Here is a 23,589-nt window from a genome sequence, read left to right as displayed (position 1 = left end):
TATCAATTCATCTAGTTTTACTACGTACTTCTACGGATCGCTCAGTGCGGGATCATGCCGGTGAATACGTACGCCTGCAGCATGGTGATGATGCCGATGATTACGGCAAACAACAGGCTGTGCTTCAGGGTAAAGCGGAACAGGTCCGATTCCTTGCCCACCAGGCCGGTCGCGGCGCAGGCCACGGCGATCGACTGGGGCGAGATCATCTTCGCCGTCACGCCGCCCGTCGTATTGGCCGCCACCATCAAGGTATCGGACACGCCGATCTGGTGCGCCGTGGTGTTTTGCAGTGAACAGAACAAGGCGTTCGAGGACGTGTCGGAACCCGTCAGGAAGACGCCCAGCCAGCCCAGGAACGGCGAGAAGAACGGGAAGGCGGCGCCGCTGCCGGCCAGCAGCAAGGCCAGGGTGGACGACATGCCCGAGTAATTGGCGACAAAGGCAAACGCCAGCACTAGGCCGATCGACAGCACGGGGCGGCGCAATTCCACCACGGTTTCCACGAAGGCCTTGGCGCCATCGCGCGGCTTCATGCGCAGCATCAGCATAGCCAGCACGGCCGTCAGCAAGATCGCCGTACCCACGGCCGACAGCAGATCGAGCTTGAACACGGCTTCATACGCTTTCGGCTCGGCCACGATGGGCATGGTCTTCAGCACCAGTTTATCGAGGTAGGGCACGTGGATCTTGATCACCAGGCTCGATAACGCGCCGCCGGCGGCAAACAGGGCCTTGAAGCCGGGCAGGCTCCACACGGTGACGATGGCCGTCAACAAACCGAACGGCGCCCACGCGCGCATGGTCTGCGCCGTCGTGTAGGGCGAGGCGGCGCGGTTGCCGCCGCCGCGCACCGCCGCAGCACTTCCAGCGCCGCCAAAGCCGGACAGCGCGGCCGTGCCGCCGCCGACGGCATGCGCCAGTTTCGCATGCTTCGGCTGCCACACTTTCAGGAACAGGGTCAGCGACACCAGGCTGACGAGGGCCGAGGTAATGTCCGGCAGCTCAGGGCCGATATGGTTCGAGGTGAAGTACTGGGTCACGGCAAAGCTCAAGCCCGTCACCAGGGCGGCCGGCCACACTTCGCGCACGCCGCGCACACCATCCATCATGAAGACCAGCCAGAACGGCACCAGCAGCGACAGCAGCGGCAACTGGCGCCCCGCCATGGCGCCGATCAGGAAGGGGTCGATGCCCGTCACCTGGCCCGCCACGATGATGGGAATGCCCATGGCGCCAAAGGCCACGGGCGCCGTATTGGCGATCAGGCACAGGCCCGCCGCGTACAGCGGGTTGAAGCCCAGGCCCACCAGCAGCGCCGAGGTGATCGCCACGGGCGCGCCGAAACCGGCCGCCCCTTCCAGGAAGGCGCCGAAGGCAAAGCCGATCAAGAGCACCTGCAGGCGCTGGTCGTCCGTGACCGACAGGACGGAGGCGCGGATGATCTCGATCTGCCCTGTTTTCACGACGATTTTATACAGGAAGACGGCCGTGACGATGATCCAGGCGATGGGCCACAAGCCATACGCGAAACCGTAGCCGGCCGCCGCCAGCGCCTGCGGCACGGGCATGCCGTACGCGAAGATGGCCACGGCCAGCGCCAGCGCCAGGGTGACGGCGGCCGCCACGTGGCCCTTGATGCGCAGCGCCGCCAGGGCGATGAAGAAGAAAATGATGGGAACGGCTGCCGCCAGCGACGACAGCCACAGGCTGCCGAGCGGTGTATAGAGTTGGGTCCAGGTTTGCATGTCGGGTCTCCTCCGGTGGATGCGGGTTGAATGAAAAAACGGCTTTTGATGTTGTGTGTGTGCAGCGTGTTTTTTGCGGTATGGCGGGGCGTTGCTATTCTTCCTGCCCCCGTGCGTTGAGCAGGTCGGCCAGGCTGCGCGGCGCCGGCGTCAAGGGCTTGCGGTGCTGCGTCCAGCCCAGCTGCGCGCGCGGCGTCAGCATCCGCAGGCGCGTGGCGGCCCAGCGGAACAAACGGTAGCTGGCGGGGCGCGCGAAGGCGCCGCTCCAGAAGCGCCAGATCAGGCTTTCGCCGCGGCTGAACTTGGCCCCCTGCCCGCGCAGCGGATGCGCCACTTGCTCGTGCGGATTGCGGTTCGCTTCCGTGCGCAGGCGCACCAGCAGCTGCGGAATCGGGATGCGCACGGGGCACACTTCGCCACAGGCGCCGCACAGGCTCGACGCCGTGGCGAGATCCGCCGTCGCGTCCAGCCCCAGCAAGTGGGGCGAGATGATCTTGCCGATCGGCCCCGGATACGTGGTGCCGTAGGCATGGCCGCCGATGCGCGTATAGACGGGGCAGTGGTTCATGCAGGCGCCGCAGCGTATGCATTGCAGGGTGGCGCGCAACTGCTCGTCGGCATACGCCTGGCTGCGGCCGTTGTCGAGCAGGACCAGGTGCACTTCGCGCGGTCCATCTTTTTCGCCATCGCGGCGCGGGCCGGAAATCAGGTTGAAATACGTGGTGATGGCCTGGCCCGTGGCCGAACGCGTGAGCAAACTGGCCAGCGGCACGATGTGCTCCAGCTTGGCCACCACTTTTTCCATGCCCATGATGGCGATGTGGACCTCCGGCACGGACGTCGTCAACCGGCCATTGCCCTCGTTTTCCACCAGCCACAGGGTGCCCGTGTCGGCCGCCGCGAAGTTCACGCCCGACAGGCCGATGTCGGCCTCGACGAAGGCCTGGCGCAGGGCGCGCCGCCCCGTCTGGATCAGGCTGTCGACGTCCTCCGTGTAGGGCGCGTCGGGAATGTGTTCTGCGAACAGGCCGGCGATATCGGCGCGGGTCTTGTGAATGGCCGGCATGACGATGTGCGACGGCTTTTCACCTGCCAGCTGGACGATGTATTCGCCCATGTCCGACTCCAGGCAGGTCATGCCGCGCGCTTCCAGGTAGTGATTGAGCTCGATTTCCTCGCTGGCCATCGACTTGCCCTTGATGAAGCGCGTCGCCTGGGCCTTTTGCGCGATGGCGTGGATGATGGCGTTGGCCTGCTCGCCATCCTCGGCCCAGTGCACCTGCACGCCGGCCGCCGTCAGCCGCTCTTCCAGCTGCACCAGCAAATCGGGCAGGCGCGCCAGCGCGTGCCGGCGCACGGCTGCGCCGATGTCGCGCAGGCGTTCCAGCTCGTCGCCGTCGGGGAATTGGGCCGTGCGCTTGTCCTGTAAAAAATCCATGGCGCCGCGAAAGCTCTGGCGCAGCTTCGGGTCGTCCAGCGCGGCGCGGGCGCGCGCATGGAAGTCGGCCGGCTTGACGAATTGCAGGGGCTTGGCGTTCATGGCTGGCCTCCTTCATGGGCTGACAAGTCATCGACGATCAGCACCCACAGCCAGCGCGGGCCGTGCGCGCCATACGCGAGGGTTTGCTGGATATCCGACGTTTTCGACGGGCCCGACACCAGCACCAGGTTGGCCGGCATGCCGTCCGCCCAGCGCTCGGCGCGCGCCGCCGCGTGCAAGTCCACGTGCAGGCTGCTCGCATACACGAGGCAGATGTGCAGCGGAGGCGCCAAGGACACCGTGCGCGGCGTGGCCACATCGGGCGCGATGACCAGGGTGCCCGTGGCGGCGATGCCGGAACGGGCGACGGTAAAACCGGCGTCGACGGTGTCGAACAATTCACCCTTCCACTGCGCCAGCGGACGGTCAAAGGACAGCGTTTCCACCTCGGGCGGCAAGGCGGTGCGCAAGGCCCGCCCTGCGGCGCTGCCGGTATCCATCAGCAGCCGGCGTACGCCATGTTCACCGAGGCGCTGCGCCAGCAGGGCGGGCCAAGCATCGTTACTCACGCAGTCGACTTCCGCGTGCGAAGCGCGCAAGGCGGCCTGCATGGCGGCTATCCTGTGCCGTGCCGGCAGCGGCGCGGCGGCGCGACGGGCCTGGTAGTGATTGTCGATGGCCGTATCGATGGCATCCACCGCTTCGGGCGCGGCAGGAGCGGCGGCGCGCAACCGGCCCAGCATGCGTTCGCGGGCGCTCAAGGCGGCGCTCATGCTTCGCCTCCCGTGCGGCGCCACAAAAAGCTGGCCAGGTGCTCGACCGGCAGCGGTGCGCCCTGATGCTGCGCGGCGTGGCCGATGTTGAGCAGGCAGCCGCAGTCGGCCGAGACGAGCCGGTCGCAGCCCGTGGCGCAGGCCGAGGCGATCTTGTCGCTGACCATGGCGCCGGAAATATCGGGGTGCTTCAATGAAAACGTGCCGCCGAAGCCGCAGCATTCCGATTCGCGCTGGTGTTCGATGCGCGTCACGCCGGGCAAGGCGTCGAGCAGGGCCACGCCGTGGGTGCGCGTGCCCATTTCGCGGCGCGCCCCGCACGAGGTGTGCAGCACCACGTTTTCATCGGCCTGCCCGGGGTTCGCCAGGGTCAGGCCGGCCAGGTCGAGCTTGAGCACGCAGACGAGAAATTCGCTCAATTCATATACGCGCTCGGCCAACTCCAACGCCTTCGGGCCGGCGACGGGGTCGTCCTGGAACAGCTGCGGCCAGTGGTGGCGCATCATGCCGGCGCAGGAACCGGACGGCACGATCACGGGCCAGGGCTGCGCGAACAGGTCGAGCTGGGCGCGGGCCACGGCGCGCGCCTGCTCCGGGTTGCCGCTGCTGTAGGCGGGCTGGCCGCAGCAGCTCTGGCCGCGCGGATAATGCACCAGCAAACCTTCCCGCTCCAGCAGGCGCACCGCGTCGAGCCCCGCCTGCGGCACGAACAGGTCGACCAGGCAGGTGGCGAACAGGTACACCTCGTGTGGTGGCGGTGGATAATGGCGAACTGCGTGACGTGGCTGGCGCGGGTCTGGCTGCATGAGTGTGTCTCCCCGGCGCTCTGTGTGTTGCTGCGGCGCCGCTGTGTGTTGTTAAGAATGACCGGTTCACGCATAATTCCAGCTTCCGCAAGCCACTTCAAATTGCTCGGACCACTTTAAAACAACACCGGAAGACATCGATGGCGACAAGCATGCAAACGCGGGGCAGGGTCGAGATGGTGATGCGCAGGCTGGAGACGGCCCTGCTGGACGGCAGCTTGCCGGTGGGCGCGCAATTGCCGGCCGAGCGCCTGCTGGCGCTGCAATACGAGGTCTCGCGCAACACCGTGCGCGAAGCGGTGCAGCGGCTGGCGGCGCGGGGGCTGGTGCGCAGCCGGCGCGGCGCCGGCGTGTTCGTGACGGATCAATTGCGCACCGGCATGGCGTCGCCATGGAGCCAGCTGGTGGCCGACCACCCCGCCTTGCGCGACGACATCCTGGAATTTCGCCGCGTGCTGGAAGGGGCGACGGCCTACTTTGCCGCGCAGCGGGCCAGCGGCGGCGAGCGCGCGCAGATCATGGCACTGCTGGCCGAGCTGGAACAGGCGCGCGCCAGCGACGACAAGCACGGCGAGGCGCAGGCCGACGCGCGCCTGCATGAAGTCATCGCGCAGGCGTCGCACAACACCATGTTCCTCCACTTGCACACCAGCATCATCGGCATGCTGCGCGAACACATCACCATCAATGGCACGGGCTTGCGCCAGCAGGACGAGGCGACCTCGCTGCAGCTGCTGTCACAGCACCGTACCCTGTGCGAGGCCATCTGCGCCAGCCAGCCCGAGGAAGCGCGCACGGCCATGCAAAGCCACATCGATTTCGTGCGCACGCGCGTCACCAGCGATGACGACTGAGGCCACTGGTAGGACCACAGTCCACGGCCCCAGCGGCGGCGAAAGCTGCTAACATCGCGCGCCGCCATTGACTTCTTCCTGCCATGACCGTCCTCGCCCACACCCATCCGCTGGTGCTCCAGCTGGAAAACGACTTGCTGCCCCTGTTCCGCGCCGCCCTGCCCCCACTCGCGGCCGCCGCCCCACGGGCGCTCGCCTCCGTGTTCGCCTTTTCCAGCGGCACGGCCAGCGCCTTCCAGGATTATTATTTCGGCATTTCCTGCCTGCTCGAGGACGTGGCCGATGATGCCCCGGAAGAAGTCGCCCTGCTGGTCAGCGTCACGGGACTCGATACGGGCGCCCGGCTCAGCGCACAGGTCGTCTGGGGCCAGCCTTCGGGCCAGGAGGAAACGCAGGCCGAGCTGTCGGCGGGCGGCCTGCCCGCCTTGCACGCGGCCCTGCCAGGCTTGCTGGCCAGCCTGCAGGAGGCGGCCAGCCGTGGCGGACCGGAAGTGTGACAGGCGCACGAAAAAGTGCCGAGAAACAACAACTTACGTTTTCCGTAGCGCAACTTTGTTGACTTCCACTAGTCCCAACCCCTATCCTTTCAGTTAAGTTTGGCGAGAATATCTGCCCGTTCATGCGAGCCTGCAGGCAGGGTCCGCCTTGCCTCCACAAAAGTCCATTCCGCATTTTTATTGCAACCATCAGGGCAACGTGCCTGGACGGCCGCTGCCAGCAAATACGGAGCTGACTGCCATGCCATCGCACCACCATTTTCCTGGAACATCCTTGCTCGGCTGCCTCTTCCTGCTGGCCGCCCTGCCCGTGCAGGCGCAGAGCACAGACAGCCCTGCCGCCACCCTCAGCGCCAATGCCAGCCTTACCTCGCAATACATTTCGCGCGGCTTTCGCCAGACCTGGGGCAAGCCGGCGCTGCAGGCGGGGGCCGACTACGCGCACCCGAGCGGCTGGTCGCTCGGCACCTGGGCTTCCACCGTCAGCGACCGCTACATTCAGGATGCGACCGTCGAATGGGATCTGTACGGCGGCTACAGCGGCACGGTTGGCGAGCTGGGCTACAGCGTGCTCGCGTATTACTACAAGTATCCGGGCGCCGTCTACCGCGCCACGGGCGTCAAGTATGACTATGGCGAACTGTCGCTGGGCCTCAGCTACAAGATGCTGTACGCCAAGTACAACCATACCGTCACACGCGACTTCTTCGGCATCAGCAATGCGCGCGGCACGGGCTACCTGGACGTGGGCGCGAATGTCGACCTGGGCAATGCCTGGACCTTGAACCTGCACGCCGGCAATGGCCGGGTGGCGGGCACGGGCAATGCCATCTGGAACTGGCGCGACGCCAAGGCGGGCGTCACCCGGGCCTTCGACGGCGGCTGGAGCGCCAGCGCCGCCGTGACGCGCGCCTGGGGCGCCACCGACGCCTACGACCATTACACCCTGGGCATCCCGAATGGGGCCGGCCAGTTCGACACGTCGAACCCGGCCGCAACTACGCTGGTCGTGGCCATCAGCAAAACGTTCTAGGCGCGCCACCCGCGACGCCCGTGACACCAATACCCCTCCCATCAAGGAACAGCATCATGCAACTCTCACTGAACAGTAAAATCTGCGTCGCCGCCACCGCGCTCGCCGTCCTCAGCCTGGGCGTCACGGCGGCGGTGATCGGCTACAAGAGCAGCGCCAGCGCCGAAGCGGCCGCGCTGGACCTGGCGCGCACGTCGGCGCGCGAAGTGGCCGGCGCGCTGCAGGCGCGCATCGCCAGCAACCTGTCCAGCGTTTCCAGCCTGGCCGGCGCCATGCGCGGCACCAGGAGCGCCAGCCTGCCCCTGCAACGCGAGCAGATCAATGAACTGACCAAGGCGACCCTGACCAGTTCGGAAGACTTGCTGGGCGCGGCCGTGACCTGGGAGCCGAACGCGCTCGACGGCAAGGATGCCGATTTCGCCAACCAGAAGCCGTATTACGACGCCAGCGGCCGCTTCATGCCCTACTGGACGCGGGGCGCCGGCGGCAAGCTGCAAGTCGAGCCCATCGTCTTCGACCCGAAACCGGGCGCCAACGACTGGTATGACGTGCCCAAGCGCACGGGCAAGACTTACTTTACGGAACCGTACATCTACCCCGTCGACGGCAAGAATGTCCTGATGGCCTCGCTGGTGGCCCCCATCATGATCGATGGCAGCTTCAAGGGGGTGGCCAGCGCCGACTTCATGCTCACGCGCCTGGCGAAAATCCTGTCCGACCTGAAAGTGATCGAGGGCGGCAAGCTGGCCCTGATCTCGAACGGCGGCCTGTACGCAAGCCATCCCGTGCCTGAGCGGCTGGGCAAGAAGGCCGACGACGTGCCTGCGGCCGGCCTGGAAAAAGTGCGCCAGGGCCAGCCGTACGAATATGAAGACGGCCAGGGCTACATCCATTTGCTGCAGCCGCTGCAGATCCACCCCGATATCGCGCCATGGAGCGTGGAATTGAATTTCCCGAAAAGCGTGGCCATCGCCTCGGCGCGCGATCTGATGATCTACACCCTGATCGTCGCCCTGCTGTGCGCGGCGGCCACGGCCGGTATTTTGATCCTCGTCGTCAACCAGCTGACGCGCCCCCTGCGCACCCTGGGCCGCACCATGACGGACCTGTCGAGCGGCGACGCCGACCTGCGCGTCAAGCTGGAAGTCAAGGGCACCGACGAGCTGGCCGTGATCGGCAAGGGCTTCAACGCCTTCGTGGAAAAGATCCACGCCGTACTGCTGCAAGTGCAAGCCAGCGCCGACAACGTGGCCCGTGCCAGCGCGGAAATTGCGCAAGGCAATAACGACCTGTCGGCCCGCACGGAACAGCAAGCCAGTTCGCTGGAAGAAACGGCCGCTTCGGTGGAAGAATTGACGGGCACGGTCAAGGAAAACGCCGACCACGCGCGCCAGGCGAATCAACTGGCCGCGTCCGCGTCCAGCGTGGCGCAAAAGAGCGGCGAAGTGGTCGGCAAGGTGATTGAGACGATGACGTCGATCAACGACTCGTCGAACAAGATCGTCGACATCATTTCAGTCATCGACGGCATCGCCTTCCAGACGAATATTCTGGCCCTGAATGCGGCCGTGGAAGCGGCGCGCGCGGGCGAACAGGGCCGCGGTTTCGCCGTCGTCGCCACGGAAGTACGCAACCTGGCGCAACGTTCGGCGGCGGCGGCCAAGGAAATCAAGCTGCTGATCGACGATTCCGTGGGCAAGGTGGCGGCCGGAAGCAAGCTCGTCGATGAAGCGGGTTCCACCATGGAACAGGTGGTCGACAGCGTGCGCAAGGTGACCGCCATCATGGCCGACATCAGCGTCGCCACCAACGAGCAAAGCGACGGCATCGCCCAGGTCAACCAGGCGCTGGCGCAGATGGATGGCGTGACGCAGCAGAACGCCGCCCTGGTCGAGGAAGCGGCGGCCGCCGCCGAAAGCCTGCAAGACCAGGCCAGCCATTTGGCCCAGGTGGTCAGCGTGTTCAAGCTGGGCGAGCAGGTGCGGCAGGCTGCACCGACAGCAACGCCGGCGGCAGCCGTGGCAACACCACGCGCCGCGCCGCAAAAGACGGCATCACCGGCCAAGCACCTGACCGTTGCCAAGCCCCAAGCGGCACAGCACGCGCCGGCCAAGGCACCGGCAGGAGATGACTGGGAAGAGTTTTAAACCTGCCCTGCCTGGTCATTGCAAGCTATCCTTGATGTAAATCAAGTAGCAAATACATTCGGTGAGAATTGCCCCTGATCCATCCTTTTATACTGTTGCCGCGTCTACGGCACGCATGTTTGCCGGCATAAAAGGATGGGGCATGAAAAAAATCGTGGCAGTATTATTGACATCAAGCACCGCACTGCTGGCTGGCTGCGGCGGCGGTGGCGGCAGCAGTGACGCGGGCAATGTCAATGCCGGCTCGACGCTGGCCTCCTACGTTGGCACCTGGCAAGCGCCATGCGACGAGCATGAACGCCAGACCATGGTCGTCGCGGCCAAAACCGACGGCAGCGGCGCGATGGAGCTGACCTCCACCACCGAAACCTATCTCAAGACCGGCTGCAGCGGCACCTTGCTGGGCACGGAAACCATGACCGCGAAAATCACAGCGACACCGGATGGCGTGGCCGACGTTCTCGTCAAACTGACGGAAAATGGCGCCGCGAGCAACGTGCGCATCGACAAACTGAACCTGTCCATCCCCGCCTATAGCTTCAACGTCACGGGGCCCGGCGTGCAATACGTGAAGAAAGATGGCAAACAGCAATGGTGCATCGAATATGAAGGCGGCTCCACTTGCCTGCTCGACGAAGGCACGCTCCCGGCGCAAACCATCAAAGGCGGCATCCTATTGCGCGACAACAATCTCTACACCTTCTCGCATAACGGCACCAGTTATGTGCCAGACATGCTGTACGTAAAAAAATAAGCGAATGACTTGCTGCGGGATCCATGGCCCTGCAGCTTCATGGCCTCGGGCCCGTCAGCGAGGGTAGGTGTAGAATCGGACAGACATTGCAAAAACAGAAAGCTATCCTGTAACAAAGGAGCTTGCCATGTCGCACAACGCTTTCTCCCTGCCGTCCGCCGCCGCGCTGGCCACCCTGCTGCAGCCTCAGGACAGCGCTTTTTTCCCCATCGACGGCTTGCGGCGCCTGCGCGATGCGGGCCTGGACCAGCTGCCCCTGCCCGGCCACGGCGCCACCCTGCGGCGCTGGCAAATGCTGGCCGCCATCGCCGCCATCGACCTCTCCCTGTTCAAGCTGTATGAAAGCCATACCGATGCGCTGGCCGTCCTGGCGGAACTCGGCGGCCCGGGCGTGCCGGCCGGCAGCAGCTGGGGCGTCTGGTGCGCGGACCCGCCGGACGCGCGCGTGCGCTTGCGGAAGGCGGCTGATGGCCGCCATGTGCTCGACGGACGCAAGGCCTGGTGTGCCGGCGCGCAGGGCCTCAGTCATGCCTTGATCAGCTGCTGGAACGACGATAACCAGGCTTGCCTGGCCACCGTAGACCTGTCGCAGCCTGGCGTGCACGTGACGGACGAAGGCTGGCAAGCCGTCGGCATGCGCGCCTGCGCCAGCGTCGACGTGACCTTTTCCGCCGCGCGCGCCTTGCCCGTCGGCGCGCCAGGCGCCTACCTGGAGCGGCCCGGCTACTGGCATGGCAGCGCCGGCATCGCGGCCGCCTGGTATGGCGCCGCCTGCGCCATCGCCAGCCACCTGCATGCGCGTGCGCAGCACGCCGCGCCCGATCCCGTGCGTCTGGCGCAGCTGGGGCAGATCGACTGCACGCTGCGCGCCGTGGCCGCCCTGCTGCGCGAAGGCGCCGCCGAGATCGACCGGCACCCGCAAAGCGATGCGATGGCCCTGGCGCTGCGCCTGCGCCTGGCCGTGGAAGACGCGGCGACCGTGGTGCTGCACCTGGCCACGCGCGCGCTGGGCGCCGGCCCCCTGTGCCGCGATGCCCATTTCGCGCGCCTGGCGGCCGACCTGCCCGTCTTCCTGCGCCAGAGCCATGCCGAACGCGACCAAGCCCTGCTGGGCGGCATCGTCGCCGGCGCGGAAGACCATCCGTGGGCGCTGTGACATGCGGCCCACCCCGCATGCCCATGCCAGTGCGAGCAGCCGGCGCCATGGGCGGGCCGGTGGCGGGACTGGCATCGCCTTGACGCGCCTGCCGGACCCGCCATCCTTGCGCTTCAGCGCAGCGCCTGCTCCAGGCCAGGCGCAAACTCGGCGCCATGCTTGACCTGCGCGGTGGATGCCTTCAGGGTGGCGCCGATCGGCTCGGCGCGGCCCGCCAGGCATTGCCCCAGGAAGTTCTCCGTCACGGCATTAAAGGCGATATTGTTGACGGGGCGGGCAAAGCCATGGCCCTCGTCGGGGAACAGCACATACGTGACGGGAATATTCTTCGCGGCCATGGCCGCCACGATCTGGTCCGATTCAGCCACGTTGACGCGCGGGTCGTTCGCTCCCTGGCCGATCAGCAGCGGGCGCTGGATATTCTGCGCAAAGTTCAGCGGCGAGCGCTCCTTGAGCAGCGCCCTGCCCTCTTCCGTGGTCGGGTCGCCCATGCGCTTGTAGAACTGCTGCTTGCCCGCTTCCCAGTACGGCGGGATGGTTTGCAGCAGGGTAAACAGGTTGGACGGACCGACGATATCGACGCCGCAGGCAAACGTTGTCGGCGTGAACGCCATGCCGGCCAGGGTGGCGTAGCCGCCGTAGGAGCCGCCCATGATGGCGACCTTGTCGGCGCTCGTCACGCCGCTCCGCACCGCCCATTGCACGGCGTCGAGCAAGTCGTCATGCATCTTGCGGCCCCACTGCAGGTCGCCGGCCGAAATGAACTGCTTGCCGAAGCCCGTCGAGCCGCGGAAGTTCACCGACAGCACGGCATAGCCACGGTTGGCCAGCCATTGGTGGTAGCCGTTGTAGCCATAGGTGTCGCGCGCCCACGGGCCGCCGTGCACCAGCAACACCATCGGCACCGCCTGCGTGGCCTTGCCGCCGGCGTCCGCCTTCGACGCCTGCGGCAAGGTCAGGTAAGACACCAGGTTCAGGCCATCGCGCGCCTTGATTTGCTGCGGATACATGGGCACCAGCGGCGCGCCGTCCAGTTCCGGACGCGTCACGTACAGCCGCGTAAGCTTTTTGGTCTTGCGCTCGTACAGCCAGTTCGATGGGGGCGCCGTGACGGCATCGACATTCACCAGCCATTTATCGTCGGCATCCGTGCGCGACGTCACCGTGAACTGGCCCTGGGTATGTTTCTTCAGGAAAGCCAGGTCGGCTTTCAGGTCATCCGCCAGCGGCAAATATTCCTGCTGCAGGTAATTGACCGTATAAGCCTGTACCCGGCCCGTGCGCGTGTCGTACAGCGCATCGGCGATGTCGGCGCGCGGATCTTGCGCCATGAGCGTGGTCTTGCCGCTGGCCACGTCCTGCGCCAGCAGCGCCGAGGTATTGCGGCCGCGCGAATCGGTCCAGTACAAGGTCTTGCCATCGACCGTAAACGCCAGCGGCGCCGTGGTCTGCGAGTCTTCCAGGCCCACTTCGGTCAGCGGCGTGCTCTCGACCTTGCCGTCCGTCAGGCGGAAGTACTGCATGCCGCCATCGGCGCGCGCCTTGCTGGCGATGCGCACATTGAGCAATTCATCGGCCAGGTAGCCGCCATAGCCATCGTTCTGCTGCACCAGGGTCAGCTTGCCGCTGGCCAGGTCCAGGCTGTACACGTCGTGCCAGCGCGCGTCGCGGTTATTGATGCCGACGAGGATGCGGTCCTTGACCTTGCTGCTGATCTGGACGATGCGCACGCGGGTCTTCTCGAACGGCGTGTAATTGACCTGCTTGCCGGTCAGCACGTTCACGCCGTACAGCAGAAAATTCTCGTCGCCCCCCTTGTCCTGGATAAACAGCAGAGTAGTCGAATCGGGCGACCAGAAGCTGCCGCGGATGGGACGTACCTTTTCGTCCGTCAGCGGCCGCGCCTGCGCCAAGTCGCCGACCGGCGCCACCCACACATTGAGCACGCCATCGCGCGGCGCGATCCAGGACATCCACCGTCCATCGGGACTGAACTTGCCACCGGACTTGCTGGGATTGCCGAACAGCTTGGTGCGCTCGATCAGCGGCGTTTCCTTGACAGGGGCTTGGGCATGCGCCGGCAGGGCGCTGGCGAACAACAGGGCAGGCAGGACATAGCGAATCATGGATACCTCATGGTTGTGGGATGAAGGAAAACATCATCATTGTGCATGTGCCAGCAAATCATAGGTCAAAGCCGTGTTGCCGGGTTGATGACAGCGACGGGGGACGAAAATCGGGGCACAGGAGGGTGGAAAGGAGGGATGAACTGCATGGCAGATGATGCATGCCCGCATGGCGACGGCGGACAGAAAAGAAAAAGACCGATCCGGTGGCGCAATCGGCGCGGATCCACAACCAGGAACGACAGCATACGGCCCGGAAGTGCAAAACGCCCGATACAGTGCATCGGGCGTTTCCAGTAATAAATACTGTCAATCCATTGTAGGAATGGACATTTTCGTCATGCCCAGCATACCGAAGTGACGAATAGTGGCAAAATTTTCGGCTGACGTAAGCCCAATATTGAAAATTCGGATGTGGCTTACGTTCAACCGTGCAGCACTGGGGCAGCGGTCGCACCGTGCTGCGGCAGTTCCACGCGAACTCTTAAAGCGATAACGAGAGCGGCGAACAGCATCACAACGCCAGCAATCATGAAAACGCCTTTCACTCCACCAAACCCGAACATAATGCCACCCAATGCAGCGCCGGCAGCTATTGAAGATTGCACCGCAGCGACGACCATGCCACCAGCTGTCTCCGCTTGGTCAGGGACGGCACGGGCTACCCAGTTGGACCAGGCGACAGGTACGCCGCCGAACGCCAGGCCCCACAGAGCGACCAAAAACATCAGGCCTGTTTCTTGGACTGGCAGTAAGATCATGCCGAATGCCACCAAGCCTACCAGCGCGGGCATGAGCACTAAAGTAGCACGCAGGCTACGCTCCATTAGCCATCCGGCCAGCAGCGTGCCGACGAAGTTGGCGACACCAAAACCCAGGAGCATCAGAGACAAACCGTTTACATCTATATGGACAACGCTTTCAAGAGCGGGCCGAATATAGGTGAACAATGCATATTGCCCGGTATGGGCAAGTACGCAGCCCAACATCCCGATTCCAATCCCCGGGCGACGGAGCAATCGCAGTACCGATGTGGTGCGCATCCTCGTGCGCGGCGCCATGCGGGGCAGCGTGAACAGCTGAAACAACAGTGTTAGTCCTCCGACACCCGCGGCTGCTATAAATGCACTGCGCCAGCCATATACCCCCCCTAAGTAGCTGCCCAACGGTACGGAAACGACCGTCCCGATGGCGATGCCGCTGAATATGATGGATAGCGCTCGCGGCACCAGCCTTGCTGGCACCAGTCGCATGGCCACGGCCGCCGCCATGCTCCAAAAGCCTCCCAAGGCGACGCCCAGAAGAATGCGCATCACCAACAACACTGTCAAGCTTGAGGACAACGCCACCAGGAAGTTGGAGGCGATCATCAGCACTGTGAAAGCTAACAAGACGACACGCCGATCAAAATTACGCGTTAGACGTGGCACCAGCAGCCCGGCGATCATGGCCACTACGGCCGTCACCGTCACGGCCTGACCAGCTAGTGCCTCCGATACGCCAAGATCGAAGGCCATCGGCGTCAATAGACTGGCTGGCAGGTACTCCGCCGTCAGCAAACCAAAAACCCCCATTGCCAGTGAAAACACTGCCATCCATGCCGCTGCCGCTGGCTCTAAAACAGACACATCGTTTGCGTTGGGCATTTGCTCGGTAGCAAAAACATCATTGTTCATCTCTACATCCCTAAAACAATCGGAGTCGAAAGTCTAGAGCTAAAATCTGGGATGATCTATGATGACAAGTCCGAATGTTTTGATCGAAACACCTAAAATGGGCAAGCAAAATCACATTTTTCCACTATCTAATCTCGTCAGTGAACTATTGACAGGTATGCGCCTGCGTGGAGTCCAGTACCGCCGTATCCAGACCGGTCCAGAGTTCGGCCTAGGCTTTGAAGACAAGCCAAGCCACGCCTACTTCCACTTCCTGGCCGTTGGCACTGCCTTCATATGTACCGATGACGGTGCGTTGCATAAGCTGTCCGCCGGTAGCGCGGTGTTCATGCCTCACGGCAGGAGACATCAGCTTCTATCGGATGCGGGTATTGCATTTCAGGATATCGAAAAGTTCGATGCCGCGCCCCTGGGTGAATCCGTTAGCGGAGTAGACACATGTCCCAGTACGCACGCCGTGCCCAGTGCTGTTATTTTTTACGGCTGCATGGAATTCGATCTCGGCGGGATGCAAGGGATCGGCAAGCTGATGCCAAACGTCATGGTGGCAGACACGCAAGCGCAAGACTATCCTGGCTTACTGCCTGTTCTTGATTCAATGAAGCGTGAAATCTGTGCCGGCCGTATTGGCTTTGCAGGCATTCTGGCTCGCCTGGCGGAGGTCGCGGCAGCAATGATCGTGCGCGGCTGGATTGAATGCGGCTGTGAAAACGCTTCTGGTCTGCTCGCCGCCTTGCGTGATCCGCGCCTCGCTCGCGCCATATTGGCGCTGCACCGCCAGCCTGGTCGTGAATGGACAGTTGCACAGTTGGCTGCGGAGTGTCATATCTCCCGCTCTGTCTTCGCACGACGCTTTGAAACCACCATCGGAGTGCCGCCCCTACGCTATGCCACGGAATTGAGAATGCGCCTTGCCAGACAATTGCTCACTCACGAAAGAGTGTCCATCGACGTCGTCGCCCGACGCCTTGGCTATACATCTCAAGCCGCGTTCAGTCGCGCTTTTAAGCGCGTCATCGGCAAGCCGCCAGGTGCCTGTCGGTAAATGCATTGAGAAGAACAGCTTAGGGAAGCGCTGATCAATCCATTTTTTAGCGACATTGGCGCGCGAAGGGGCCAACAGCACGTCGATCAAGCGCATTGCCGGACGATTTGACGCGACTGGTTCGCGCCTTTCTGTCGTCAAGAAGGACTACGAGATTCAGTGATCTTAAAAAGCAGACCGGCCAGTACAAGACTGGAGAAGGCGAACAACGTCAACAGCTGCGCCGTATTTTTGGCCAGGCCGCGGTAACGCGTTTTACGATGACGGAACACGTTCTTGACGACATGGAACGGATGCTCGACTTCCGCCCGAGCGCTGGCCTTCAAATGCTCGAGCTTTTCCAACAGGCGCTCTGCGGGCGCAGATACCACGCCTAGGTAAGCAACACTGTTTCCAGGGACGCCGGCAACTCAAACAGTCTCCGCGCTGGATGACTGCCCCATAGCGCTCAAGGGCGTGCGGCTGCCCATCATTGAGCGACGCGTGGATTCCGACTGAAAGCGCGATGTTGCGTTCGCCCGGCATCAGCAGTGACTGCTAAGCATAGCGGACGCGCAGCGTCTCACTTTACAAGCGTCCGTCGTTAGAACCATGGATCGAAGTACCCGGAAGCAGAAGCCTTGCCTCCCTCATTGGCGCACCAAACCGTAACACGGCGCCTGACGTTGACAGCACCAAAACCAAGCCGCCCTTGATTGTTATTTGATCAAATGGATTGGATTGATCCGAAACAAACGTCCAAACAGGTGCCTGATTTTGCAGCGATTCCAAAACAACTACGCCGATTGAGCCGTGTTCCGCAGCCTCTCCGCACTTAACTATGTACTGTCCACCATACAGCTCTTCTTGCGCCAGAATCGCGACATTGAGCCAACCGCCAAGTTCCTGTTTTTCACGTAATCCGGCCATTCCGGTTTCGTGCACGTCGTAGATATCACCATTGCTGCAAAGGAGGCCATTGTAGCTACGCACCTGCTGGTTCTTCCACTTTGCTGCCATCACTGTCATTGATTCCATATTTAGCCATGGGCGACTGCATGCCCTGAATTAAACAGCCTCTATTCTATCGGGCGGCCGCTCTTGCGGTAGTTAGCCTCGCTGAAAGTAGCCGGGGAAAATTCGACGCAAAATCGACTTGAAATCAGAATCGTTGAAGACGATTGTGTTCTTGCCCGTCAAGGCAGGCAAGCAGCAGCGCATGCCTATGCAACGTGCGCTCCCGGCCTTGTGTTGAAAAACGCGGGTACGTCGGCATTTAGATAGAAATCCTGCCAGCCTGGACTGGTCAAAACCGCCACCATCGAACGATCACCGACTGCCTGGGGGGCTGAGACCTCTTGACATTGTTGCCGCTCGACTTCTTCAACACAATAGGCCGCTAGCGGCCCATGAGCATAACGACTTAGCAAGCGGGAAAAGCGAGGTATTGTCACATCAACGCGAATGACTGTTCCTGGCCGATCTCAGCCATACGGCGTACGGCAACTGTCGCCCCAGAACAGGGGGAGAGCACTACATGTTTAATCGTGCAAAACAATCTGAACTTCGATGTTTCGCGTTGTCGCAAGCGCGCGGAGAAAGGTGCGGAGCATTCGAATCTCATCGCCAATCGCGCCGCTAACACTTGGCAGGCCACAGACTAACACCCGCGCAGGCAATGCACACTCGCTGGCATTACCGAGCATATCTTGAAGGAAGACCCAAGTTATTTCCCTATCGATTGGCACGCCAAAAGCGACCGCAACGGATTGACGAAGGAACAAAGCATTCTTCGCGTAGGCAAGATCTATCGTTACTTGCTTGTTGCACATATCTGTCGAGTCAATCATGGCCGCGCGCAGCTCTAACGCAACGTCCGCTTCTGACCATAGCGCACATCGGCATGCCGCAACGAAAATCATACGTCATATAAACGGAAAAACCCAGCACCGATATTATACAAACGTATAATATACAGTACTGGGTTTCTATACAGCTTGCGCTGTAACTCCTTGAATCTAATGGTCGGGGCGAGAAGATTCGAACTTCCGACCCCATGCACCCCATGCATGTACGCTACCAGGCTGCGCTACGCCCCGACGAGGTGGGAATTATAGCAGACGCTTTTAGGTTTTTGCCATGCTTTGCACGCGATTCATGTCGATCTGCGCAAACTTTTTTGCCTGCCCCGCTCCAGCGCCCTATTCGCTCAGCAGCAGCGCCGTCAGGACGATGCGAAAGCCCGCGATCAGCGGTTCGACCTTCACGTCCGGCTGGTGAATGAAGCGCACGGGCAAGCCCTGGTACAGCGCCACCAGGGCGTCGAGGCGACCTTGCAGCATCTCCTCGTCAGCCGGCAGGCCGCGCTTGATGCGCGCGTCGCGGATGATGGAGAGGAATAACTGGCGTGAGCGCCGGTCCGCGCATTGCAGCATTTCCGCGATCACCGGATTGCGCGACGCTTCGGCAAAAATTTCCAGTGGCATCATCCACGTGGTCGGGTCCAGCGCTTCGAGCACATGCTCGCCCGCATTGTCGATCACCGCCTGCAGCGGGTCGTCGCGCTGCGCCAGGTCCTGCATCAGGTTAGACACCCGCTCCGTATTCTGCATGACGAAGGCGGCGATGATCGCATCCTTGCTGTCAAAATAATTATAGATGTGGCCCGCGCTCATGCCGGCCGCCTTCGATATCTCGGCCATGCTGGCGCCGTGGAAACCGCGGCGGCTGAAGCAGCTTTCGGCCGCATCGAGCACCTGCTTGCGCCGCGTGTTGGCGCGCTCGGGATCCGGATGCTTCTTTTCAACTTGGTTCATGACTTTTCCAGTAGCGCGCCGGCCCTGCCCTTGCGGGGCAAAGGCAAGGCCGGCGTCGGCGTCCCCGTGATTATTGGGCGCCGCCAGCCGCCGCGACGGCTGTCTGCTCAGGCTGCCAACCGCCGCCCAGCACCTTGTACAAGGTGACCAGGTTGGTCGATTTGGCCAGGCGCGCCGTGATCAGGCTTTGCTGCGCCGTGTACAGCGCGCGCTGGGCCACCAGGGCGTTCAGGTAGGACTCGGCGCCCTGCTTGTAACGCGCGTCGTGGATGGTGTAGCTCTTCGTCGACGCCTCGACCAGCGAGACCTGCGATTGCAGGCGCTCGTCGATGGTGCCGCGCTGGGCCAGCGCATCGGACACTTCGCGGAAAGCGACCTGGATCGCCTTTTCGTATTGCGCCACGGAGATTTCACGCTGCACCTTGGCGATATCGAGGTTGGCGCGGTTCACGCCGCCATCGAAGATCGGCAAACTGATCTGCGGCAGGAAACTCCAGGTGCCGCTGCCGCCCTTGAACAGGCCCGACAGGTTGTCGCTGACCGAACCGGCCGTGGCCGTCAGCGAGATGCGCGGGAAGAAAGCCGCGCGCGCCGCGCCGATGTTGGCATTCGCGGCGCGCAAGGTGCGCTCGGCCGCCAGCACGTCGGGACGGCGTTGCAGCACGTCCGACGGCACGCCGGACGGAATGTCCGCCAGGGCCGTCACGGCGCCGAACTCGCCTTGCGGCAGCAAGTCGGCCGGCACGGGGCTGCCCACCAGCAAGGCCAGCGCGTTCTGGTCAAGCGCCACCTGGCTCGTGTAGACCGCCACGTCGGAACGGGCCGACTCGACACTGGTCTGGGCATCGTACTTGTCCAGACCGGAAGTCGCACCGGCACTGAAGCGGCGCACGGCCAGGTCATACGACGACTGCTGGCTCTTCAGGGTGTCCTGCGCCACGCGCAGGCGCTGCTGGTCGGCCACCAGGTTCAGATAGGTGCTGGCCACTTCGGCCACCAGGCTGATCTGCTGGGCGCGGCGTGCTTCTTCCGTGCCCAGATATTGCTCCAGCGCGCTGTCGGACAGGCTGCGCACGCGGCCGAAGAAGTCCAGCTCGTAGGCCGACACGCCCAGGTTCGCCGTGTACTGGCGATTGATGGACGCTTCGCCCGTGGGGCTCTGGTTTTTCGAGATGCGCGTGGCCGACTGGCCGCCCGACGCCGACAGGGTCGGGATCAGCGCGGCGCGTTCGATGCCATACGTGGCGCGCGCCTTCTCGATGTTGAGGATCGAAACGCGCAGGTCGCGGTTGTTGGCCAGCGCCAGTTCCAGTACCTGGCGCAGGCGCGCATCGGCAAAGAACTCGCGCCAGGCGACGTCCGCCACCGGCTTGGCGTCGGCGGCGGCCGCGTCGGCCTTGTAGGAAGGGCCCGTCGGCCACGCCGTGGGCGCCGGCGCTGCCGGACGCTCGTACGTGGGAGCCAGGCTGCAACCGGCCAGCAAGGCCAGTGCCGCCATGGAGAGTAGTGATTTTTTCATATTAATGTGCATCCTTGGAAAGCGTGACGGCTGGCGAACCAGGCGTCGCCGGCGTGGCGGGCGCGCCCGGCTTCGAGAAGAAGCCGCGCACCAGCACGAAGAACACCGGCACGAAGAAGATACCGAGGAACGTGGCCGTCAACATACCGCCCAGCACGCCGATACCGATGGCGTTCTGGCTGCCGGAACCGGCGCCGCTGGAAATAGCCAGTGGCAACACGCCCAGGCCGAAGGCAATCGAGGTCATCAGGATCGGACGCAGACGCAGACGCACCGCATGCAAGGTCGCGTCCAGCAGCGACATGCCCGATTCCTGCATTTCCTTGGCAAACTCGACGATCAGAATCGCGTTCTTCGCCGACAGGCCCACCACCGTGAGCAAGCCCACCTGGAAGTACACGTCGTTCGACAGGCCGAAGAACCAGGTTCCCAGCACGGCACCGATCACGCCCAGCGGCACGACCAGCAGCACCGAGAACGGAATCGACCAGCTTTCATACAGCGCGGCCAGGCACAGGAAGACGATCAGCAGCGACAGCGCATACAGCTGCGGCGTCTGCGAACCGGATTCGCGCTCTTCCAGCGACACGCCGGTCCAGCTGAAACCGATGCCTGGCGGCAGCTTGGCCACCATCTCTTCCATCGCGTTCATGGCGGCGCCCGTGCTTTGGCCCGGCGCCGGCGTACCGAGGATCTCTACCGACGGCAAGCCGTTGTAGCGTTCCAGGCGTGGCGAGGCATAAATCCACTTGCCGGTGGCGAAGGCCGAGAACGGCACCATCTGGCCAGCCGTGTTGCGCACGAACCACTTGTTCAAGTCTTCCGGCAGCATGCGCGATTCGGCATTGCCTTGCATGAAGACTTTCTTCACGCGGCCACGGTCGAGGAAGTCGTTCACATACGAACTACCCCAGCCCACGCTCAGCACGCGGTTGATTTCCGAGATCTGCAAGCCCAGCGCGGTAGCTTTCTGCTGGTCGATGTCGATCTTGTACTGCGGCGTATCTTCCTGGCCGTTCGGGCGCACGCCGACCATGGCCGGATTCTGCGACGCCATGCCCAGCAACTGGTTACGCGCCGCCATCAGGGCGTCATGGCCGACACCGCCGATATCCTGCAGCTGCATGTCAAAACCGGTGGCGTTACCCAGTTCCAGCACGGCAGGCGGGGCGAACGTAAACACCATCGCATCCTTGATCTGCAACAACTTGCCCATGGCGCGGCCGGCCACGGCCGGCGCTTTCTGCGCCACGTCCTTGCGCAGCGACCAGTCTTTCAGGCGCACGAAGGCGATACCCGTATTCTGACCGTTACCGCCGAAGCTGAAACCGGCGACGGCAAACACGGAAGCGACGTTGTCTTTCTCGCTGTTCATGAAGTGGTCTTCGACCTGCTCGATCACTTTCAGGGTGCGCTCTTGCGTGGCGCCCGTCGGCAATTGAATCTGCGTAAACAGGATGCCCTGGTCTTCTTCCGGCAGGAACGAGGTCGGCAGGCGCATGAAGATGAACACCAGGCCGGCCAGCAACAGCACGTACAGCAGCATCGAACGGGCGCGGTGCGTGATCATCGCGCCGACCATGCCCTGGTACTTGGTGCTGCTGCGGTCGAAGCTGCGGTTGAACCAGCCGAAGAAGCCCTTGTTGCTGGCGTGATGGCCTTTTTCGACCGGCTTGAGCAAGGTGGCGCACAGGGCCGGCGTAAACACCAGCGCGACGACGACGGACAGCACCATCGATGAGACGATCGTGATCGAGAACTGGCGGTAAATCACGCCCGTCGAACCGCCGAAGAAGGCCATCGGCACGAACACGGCCGACAGCACCATGGCGATACCGACCAGCGCGCCCGTGATCTGCGTCATCGACTTGCGCGTCGCTTCCAGCGGCGACAAGCCCTCTTCGCTCATCACGCGCTCGACGTTTTCCACCACCACGATCGCATCGTCGACCAGCAGGCCGATGGCCAGCACCATGGCGAACATGGTCAGGGTGTTGATCGAATAGCCAAACGCATTCAGGATGCCGAAGGTACCGAGCAGCACGACCGGCACGGCCATGGTCGGGATCAGGGTGGCGCGGAAGTTCTGCAGGAACAGATACATCACCAGGAATACCAGGATCACCGCTTCGACCAGGGTCTTGACCACTTCCTCGATCGACAGTTTCACGAACGGGGTGGTGTCGAACGCCACCTGGTAGCTCATGCCTTCAGGGAATTGCTTGCTCAGATTGCCCAGCATGGCTTTCGCCGCATTGGCCGTATCGAGCGCATTGGCGCCCGTCGCCAGCTTGATCGCCACGCCGGTGGCCGCATGGCCGTTGTAGCGGGCCACGGTGTTGTAGTTCTCGCGGCCCAGTTCCATGCTGGCCACGTCCTTCAGGTACACCATGGCGCCGTTGGTCGTGGTTTTCAGCAAGATGGCGCCGAACTGCTCCGCCGTCTGCAAGCGGCTTTGCGCCGACACGGTGGCGTTCAGCTGCTGGCCCTTGACGGACGGCGTGCCGCCCAGTTCACCGGCCGACACTTCCGCATTCTGCGCCTGCACGGCCGTGATCACGTCCGCCGGGGTCAGGTTGAAACTTTGCAGCTTGGCCGGGTCGAGCCAGATACGCATGGCGTACTGCGAACCAAACAGGGTCACATCGCCCACGCCCGGCACGCGGCTGAGCGGATCGACGACGTTGGCGGCCACATAGTCGCTCAAGTCGGTCTGGTCCATCTTGCCGTTTTCGGAAATGAAGCCGAACACCATCAGGAAGTTCTTCGTGGCTTTCGACACGACGAGACCCTGTTGCGTGACAGCCGTCGGCAGCAGCGGCGTGGCCAGCTGCAGCTTGTTCTGTACCTGCACCTGGGCGATATCGGGATTGGTGCCGCTGGTAAACGTCAGCGTAATGCTGATGCCGCCGGTGGCATCGCTCGACGAGGACATATAGCGCAAGCCGTCGATCCCCTTCATCTTTTGTTCGATGACCTGGGTGACCGCATCTTCCACGGTCTTGGCGGAGGCGCCAGGGTAGGAGCCGCTGATCGAAATCGACGGCGGGGCGATGCTCGGGTACTGCGCGATCGGCAGGCTGAGGATCGAAATCACGCCGGCAAGCATGATGACGATCGCGACCACCCAGGCAAAAATCGGGCGGTCAATGAAAAAACGGGCCATTAATATTCTCCTGG

Annotated in this window: 18 protein-coding genes, 1 tRNA gene and 1 pseudogene; 7 read left to right on the top strand and 13 right to left on the bottom strand. The window is 63.0% G+C overall.

The window, feature by feature from the left end; genetic code table 11:
• Positions 1-41 precede the first annotated feature (41 nt).
• The 4 genes from CBW66_RS01460 to CBW66_RS01445 form a co-directional block, all read right to left on the bottom strand.
• Positions 42-1,748 carry a lactate permease LctP family transporter gene (locus tag CBW66_RS01460; RefSeq protein WP_086136309.1) on the bottom strand — a complete coding sequence of 569 codons (1,707 nt, stop codon included), beginning with the start codon at positions 1,746-1,748 and terminating at the stop codon, positions 42-44.
• Between the two features lie 94 nt (positions 1,749-1,842).
• The gene (locus CBW66_RS01455; protein WP_086136308.1) at positions 1,843-3,288 is read right to left on the bottom strand and encodes a LutB/LldF family L-lactate oxidation iron-sulfur protein; all 1,446 of its coding nucleotides are present in this window, start codon (positions 3,286-3,288) and stop codon (positions 1,843-1,845) included.
• A complete protein-coding gene (locus CBW66_RS01450; RefSeq protein ID WP_086136307.1) occupies positions 3,285-4,001 on the bottom strand; it encodes an LUD domain-containing protein in 717 nt (238 codons plus the stop codon). Before CBW66_RS01450 ends, CBW66_RS01455 begins: the two co-directional genes overlap by 4 nt.
• On the bottom strand, positions 3,998-4,807 hold the full coding sequence (locus CBW66_RS01445) for a (Fe-S)-binding protein (protein WP_086136306.1): 810 nt from the start codon (positions 4,805-4,807) through the stop codon (positions 3,998-4,000). The genes CBW66_RS01450 and CBW66_RS01445 overlap by 4 nt, the downstream gene beginning before the upstream one ends.
• Before the next feature lie 140 nt (positions 4,808-4,947).
• Between CBW66_RS01445 and CBW66_RS01440 the strand changes: the two genes are divergently transcribed.
• From CBW66_RS01440 to CBW66_RS01415, 6 genes are all read left to right on the top strand, one after another.
• The gene (locus CBW66_RS01440) at positions 4,948-5,661 is read left to right on the top strand and encodes a FadR/GntR family transcriptional regulator (protein ID WP_230491978.1); all 714 of its coding nucleotides are present in this window, start codon (positions 4,948-4,950) and stop codon (positions 5,659-5,661) included.
• Between the two features lie 83 nt (positions 5,662-5,744).
• Positions 5,745-6,158, top strand: a complete 414-nt coding sequence (locus CBW66_RS01435) for a hypothetical protein (protein WP_086136305.1) — start codon at positions 5,745-5,747, stop codon at positions 6,156-6,158.
• A gap of 274 nt (positions 6,159-6,432) precedes the next feature.
• Positions 6,433-7,191: a TorF family putative porin gene (locus CBW66_RS01430; protein WP_086136304.1), complete on the top strand. Its 759-nt coding sequence runs from the start codon at positions 6,433-6,435 to the stop codon at positions 7,189-7,191.
• A gap of 56 nt (positions 7,192-7,247) precedes the next feature.
• On the top strand, positions 7,248-9,338 hold the full coding sequence (locus CBW66_RS01425; RefSeq protein ID WP_086136303.1) for a methyl-accepting chemotaxis protein: 2,091 nt from the start codon (positions 7,248-7,250) through the stop codon (positions 9,336-9,338).
• Positions 9,339-9,480: 142 nt separating this feature from the next.
• Complete coding sequence (locus CBW66_RS01420) at positions 9,481-10,092, top strand: hypothetical protein (protein WP_086142849.1); 612 nt, start codon at positions 9,481-9,483, stop codon at positions 10,090-10,092.
• Between the two features lie 127 nt (positions 10,093-10,219).
• The gene (locus CBW66_RS01415; protein WP_086136301.1) at positions 10,220-11,248 is read left to right on the top strand and encodes an acyl-CoA dehydrogenase; all 1,029 of its coding nucleotides are present in this window, start codon (positions 10,220-10,222) and stop codon (positions 11,246-11,248) included.
• 113 nt (positions 11,249-11,361) lie between these two features.
• On the opposite strand, the gene CBW66_RS01410 is transcribed toward CBW66_RS01415, so the two are convergent.
• Positions 11,362-13,374 carry a S9 family peptidase gene (locus CBW66_RS01410; RefSeq protein WP_086136300.1) on the bottom strand — a complete coding sequence of 671 codons (2,013 nt, stop codon included), beginning with the start codon at positions 13,372-13,374 and terminating at the stop codon, positions 11,362-11,364.
• A 425-nt stretch (positions 13,375-13,799) separates the two neighbouring features.
• Entirely contained in the window at positions 13,800-15,020 is a 1,221-nt protein-coding gene (locus CBW66_RS01405; protein WP_230491994.1) for an MFS transporter, read from the bottom strand.
• An 88-nt stretch (positions 15,021-15,108) separates the two neighbouring features.
• Between CBW66_RS01405 and CBW66_RS01400 the strand changes: the two genes are divergently transcribed.
• The gene (locus CBW66_RS01400; RefSeq protein ID WP_086142848.1) at positions 15,109-16,095 is read left to right on the top strand and encodes an AraC family transcriptional regulator; all 987 of its coding nucleotides are present in this window, start codon (positions 15,109-15,111) and stop codon (positions 16,093-16,095) included.
• Positions 16,096-16,232: 137 nt separating this feature from the next.
• On the opposite strand, the pseudogene CBW66_RS01395 reads toward CBW66_RS01400, so the two are convergent.
• The 7 genes and pseudogenes from CBW66_RS01395 to CBW66_RS01365 all read right to left on the bottom strand — a co-directional run.
• Positions 16,233-16,445, bottom strand: a pseudogene (locus CBW66_RS01395) (transposase); the annotation flags it as partial.
• A gap of 217 nt (positions 16,446-16,662) precedes the next feature.
• Complete coding sequence (locus CBW66_RS01390; protein ID WP_139842762.1) at positions 16,663-17,112, bottom strand: hypothetical protein; 450 nt, start codon at positions 17,110-17,112, stop codon at positions 16,663-16,665.
• A 503-nt stretch (positions 17,113-17,615) separates the two neighbouring features.
• The gene (locus CBW66_RS01385) at positions 17,616-17,924 is read right to left on the bottom strand and encodes a hypothetical protein (RefSeq protein ID WP_086148620.1); all 309 of its coding nucleotides are present in this window, start codon (positions 17,922-17,924) and stop codon (positions 17,616-17,618) included.
• Positions 17,925-18,096: 172 nt separating this feature from the next.
• Positions 18,097-18,173 (bottom strand) — tRNA-Pro (locus CBW66_RS01380).
• A 102-nt stretch (positions 18,174-18,275) separates the two neighbouring features.
• Positions 18,276-18,890: a TetR/AcrR family transcriptional regulator gene (locus CBW66_RS01375; protein WP_086136295.1), complete on the bottom strand. Its 615-nt coding sequence runs from the start codon at positions 18,888-18,890 to the stop codon at positions 18,276-18,278.
• A gap of 70 nt (positions 18,891-18,960) precedes the next feature.
• The gene (gene adeC, locus CBW66_RS01370) at positions 18,961-20,409 is read right to left on the bottom strand and encodes an AdeC/AdeK/OprM family multidrug efflux complex outer membrane factor (protein WP_086136294.1); all 1,449 of its coding nucleotides are present in this window, start codon (positions 20,407-20,409) and stop codon (positions 18,961-18,963) included.
• A gap of 1 nt (position 20,410) precedes the next feature.
• A complete protein-coding gene (locus CBW66_RS01365) occupies positions 20,411-23,575 on the bottom strand; it encodes an efflux RND transporter permease subunit (protein ID WP_086136293.1) in 3,165 nt (1,054 codons plus the stop codon).
• Positions 23,576-23,589 lie beyond the last annotated feature (14 nt).

The organism is Janthinobacterium sp. GW456P, from assembly GCF_002127655.1.
Taxonomy (GTDB): Bacteria; Pseudomonadota; Gammaproteobacteria; order Burkholderiales; family Burkholderiaceae_D; genus Janthinobacterium.
This window is presented reverse-complemented; position numbering and strand designations above follow the sequence as displayed.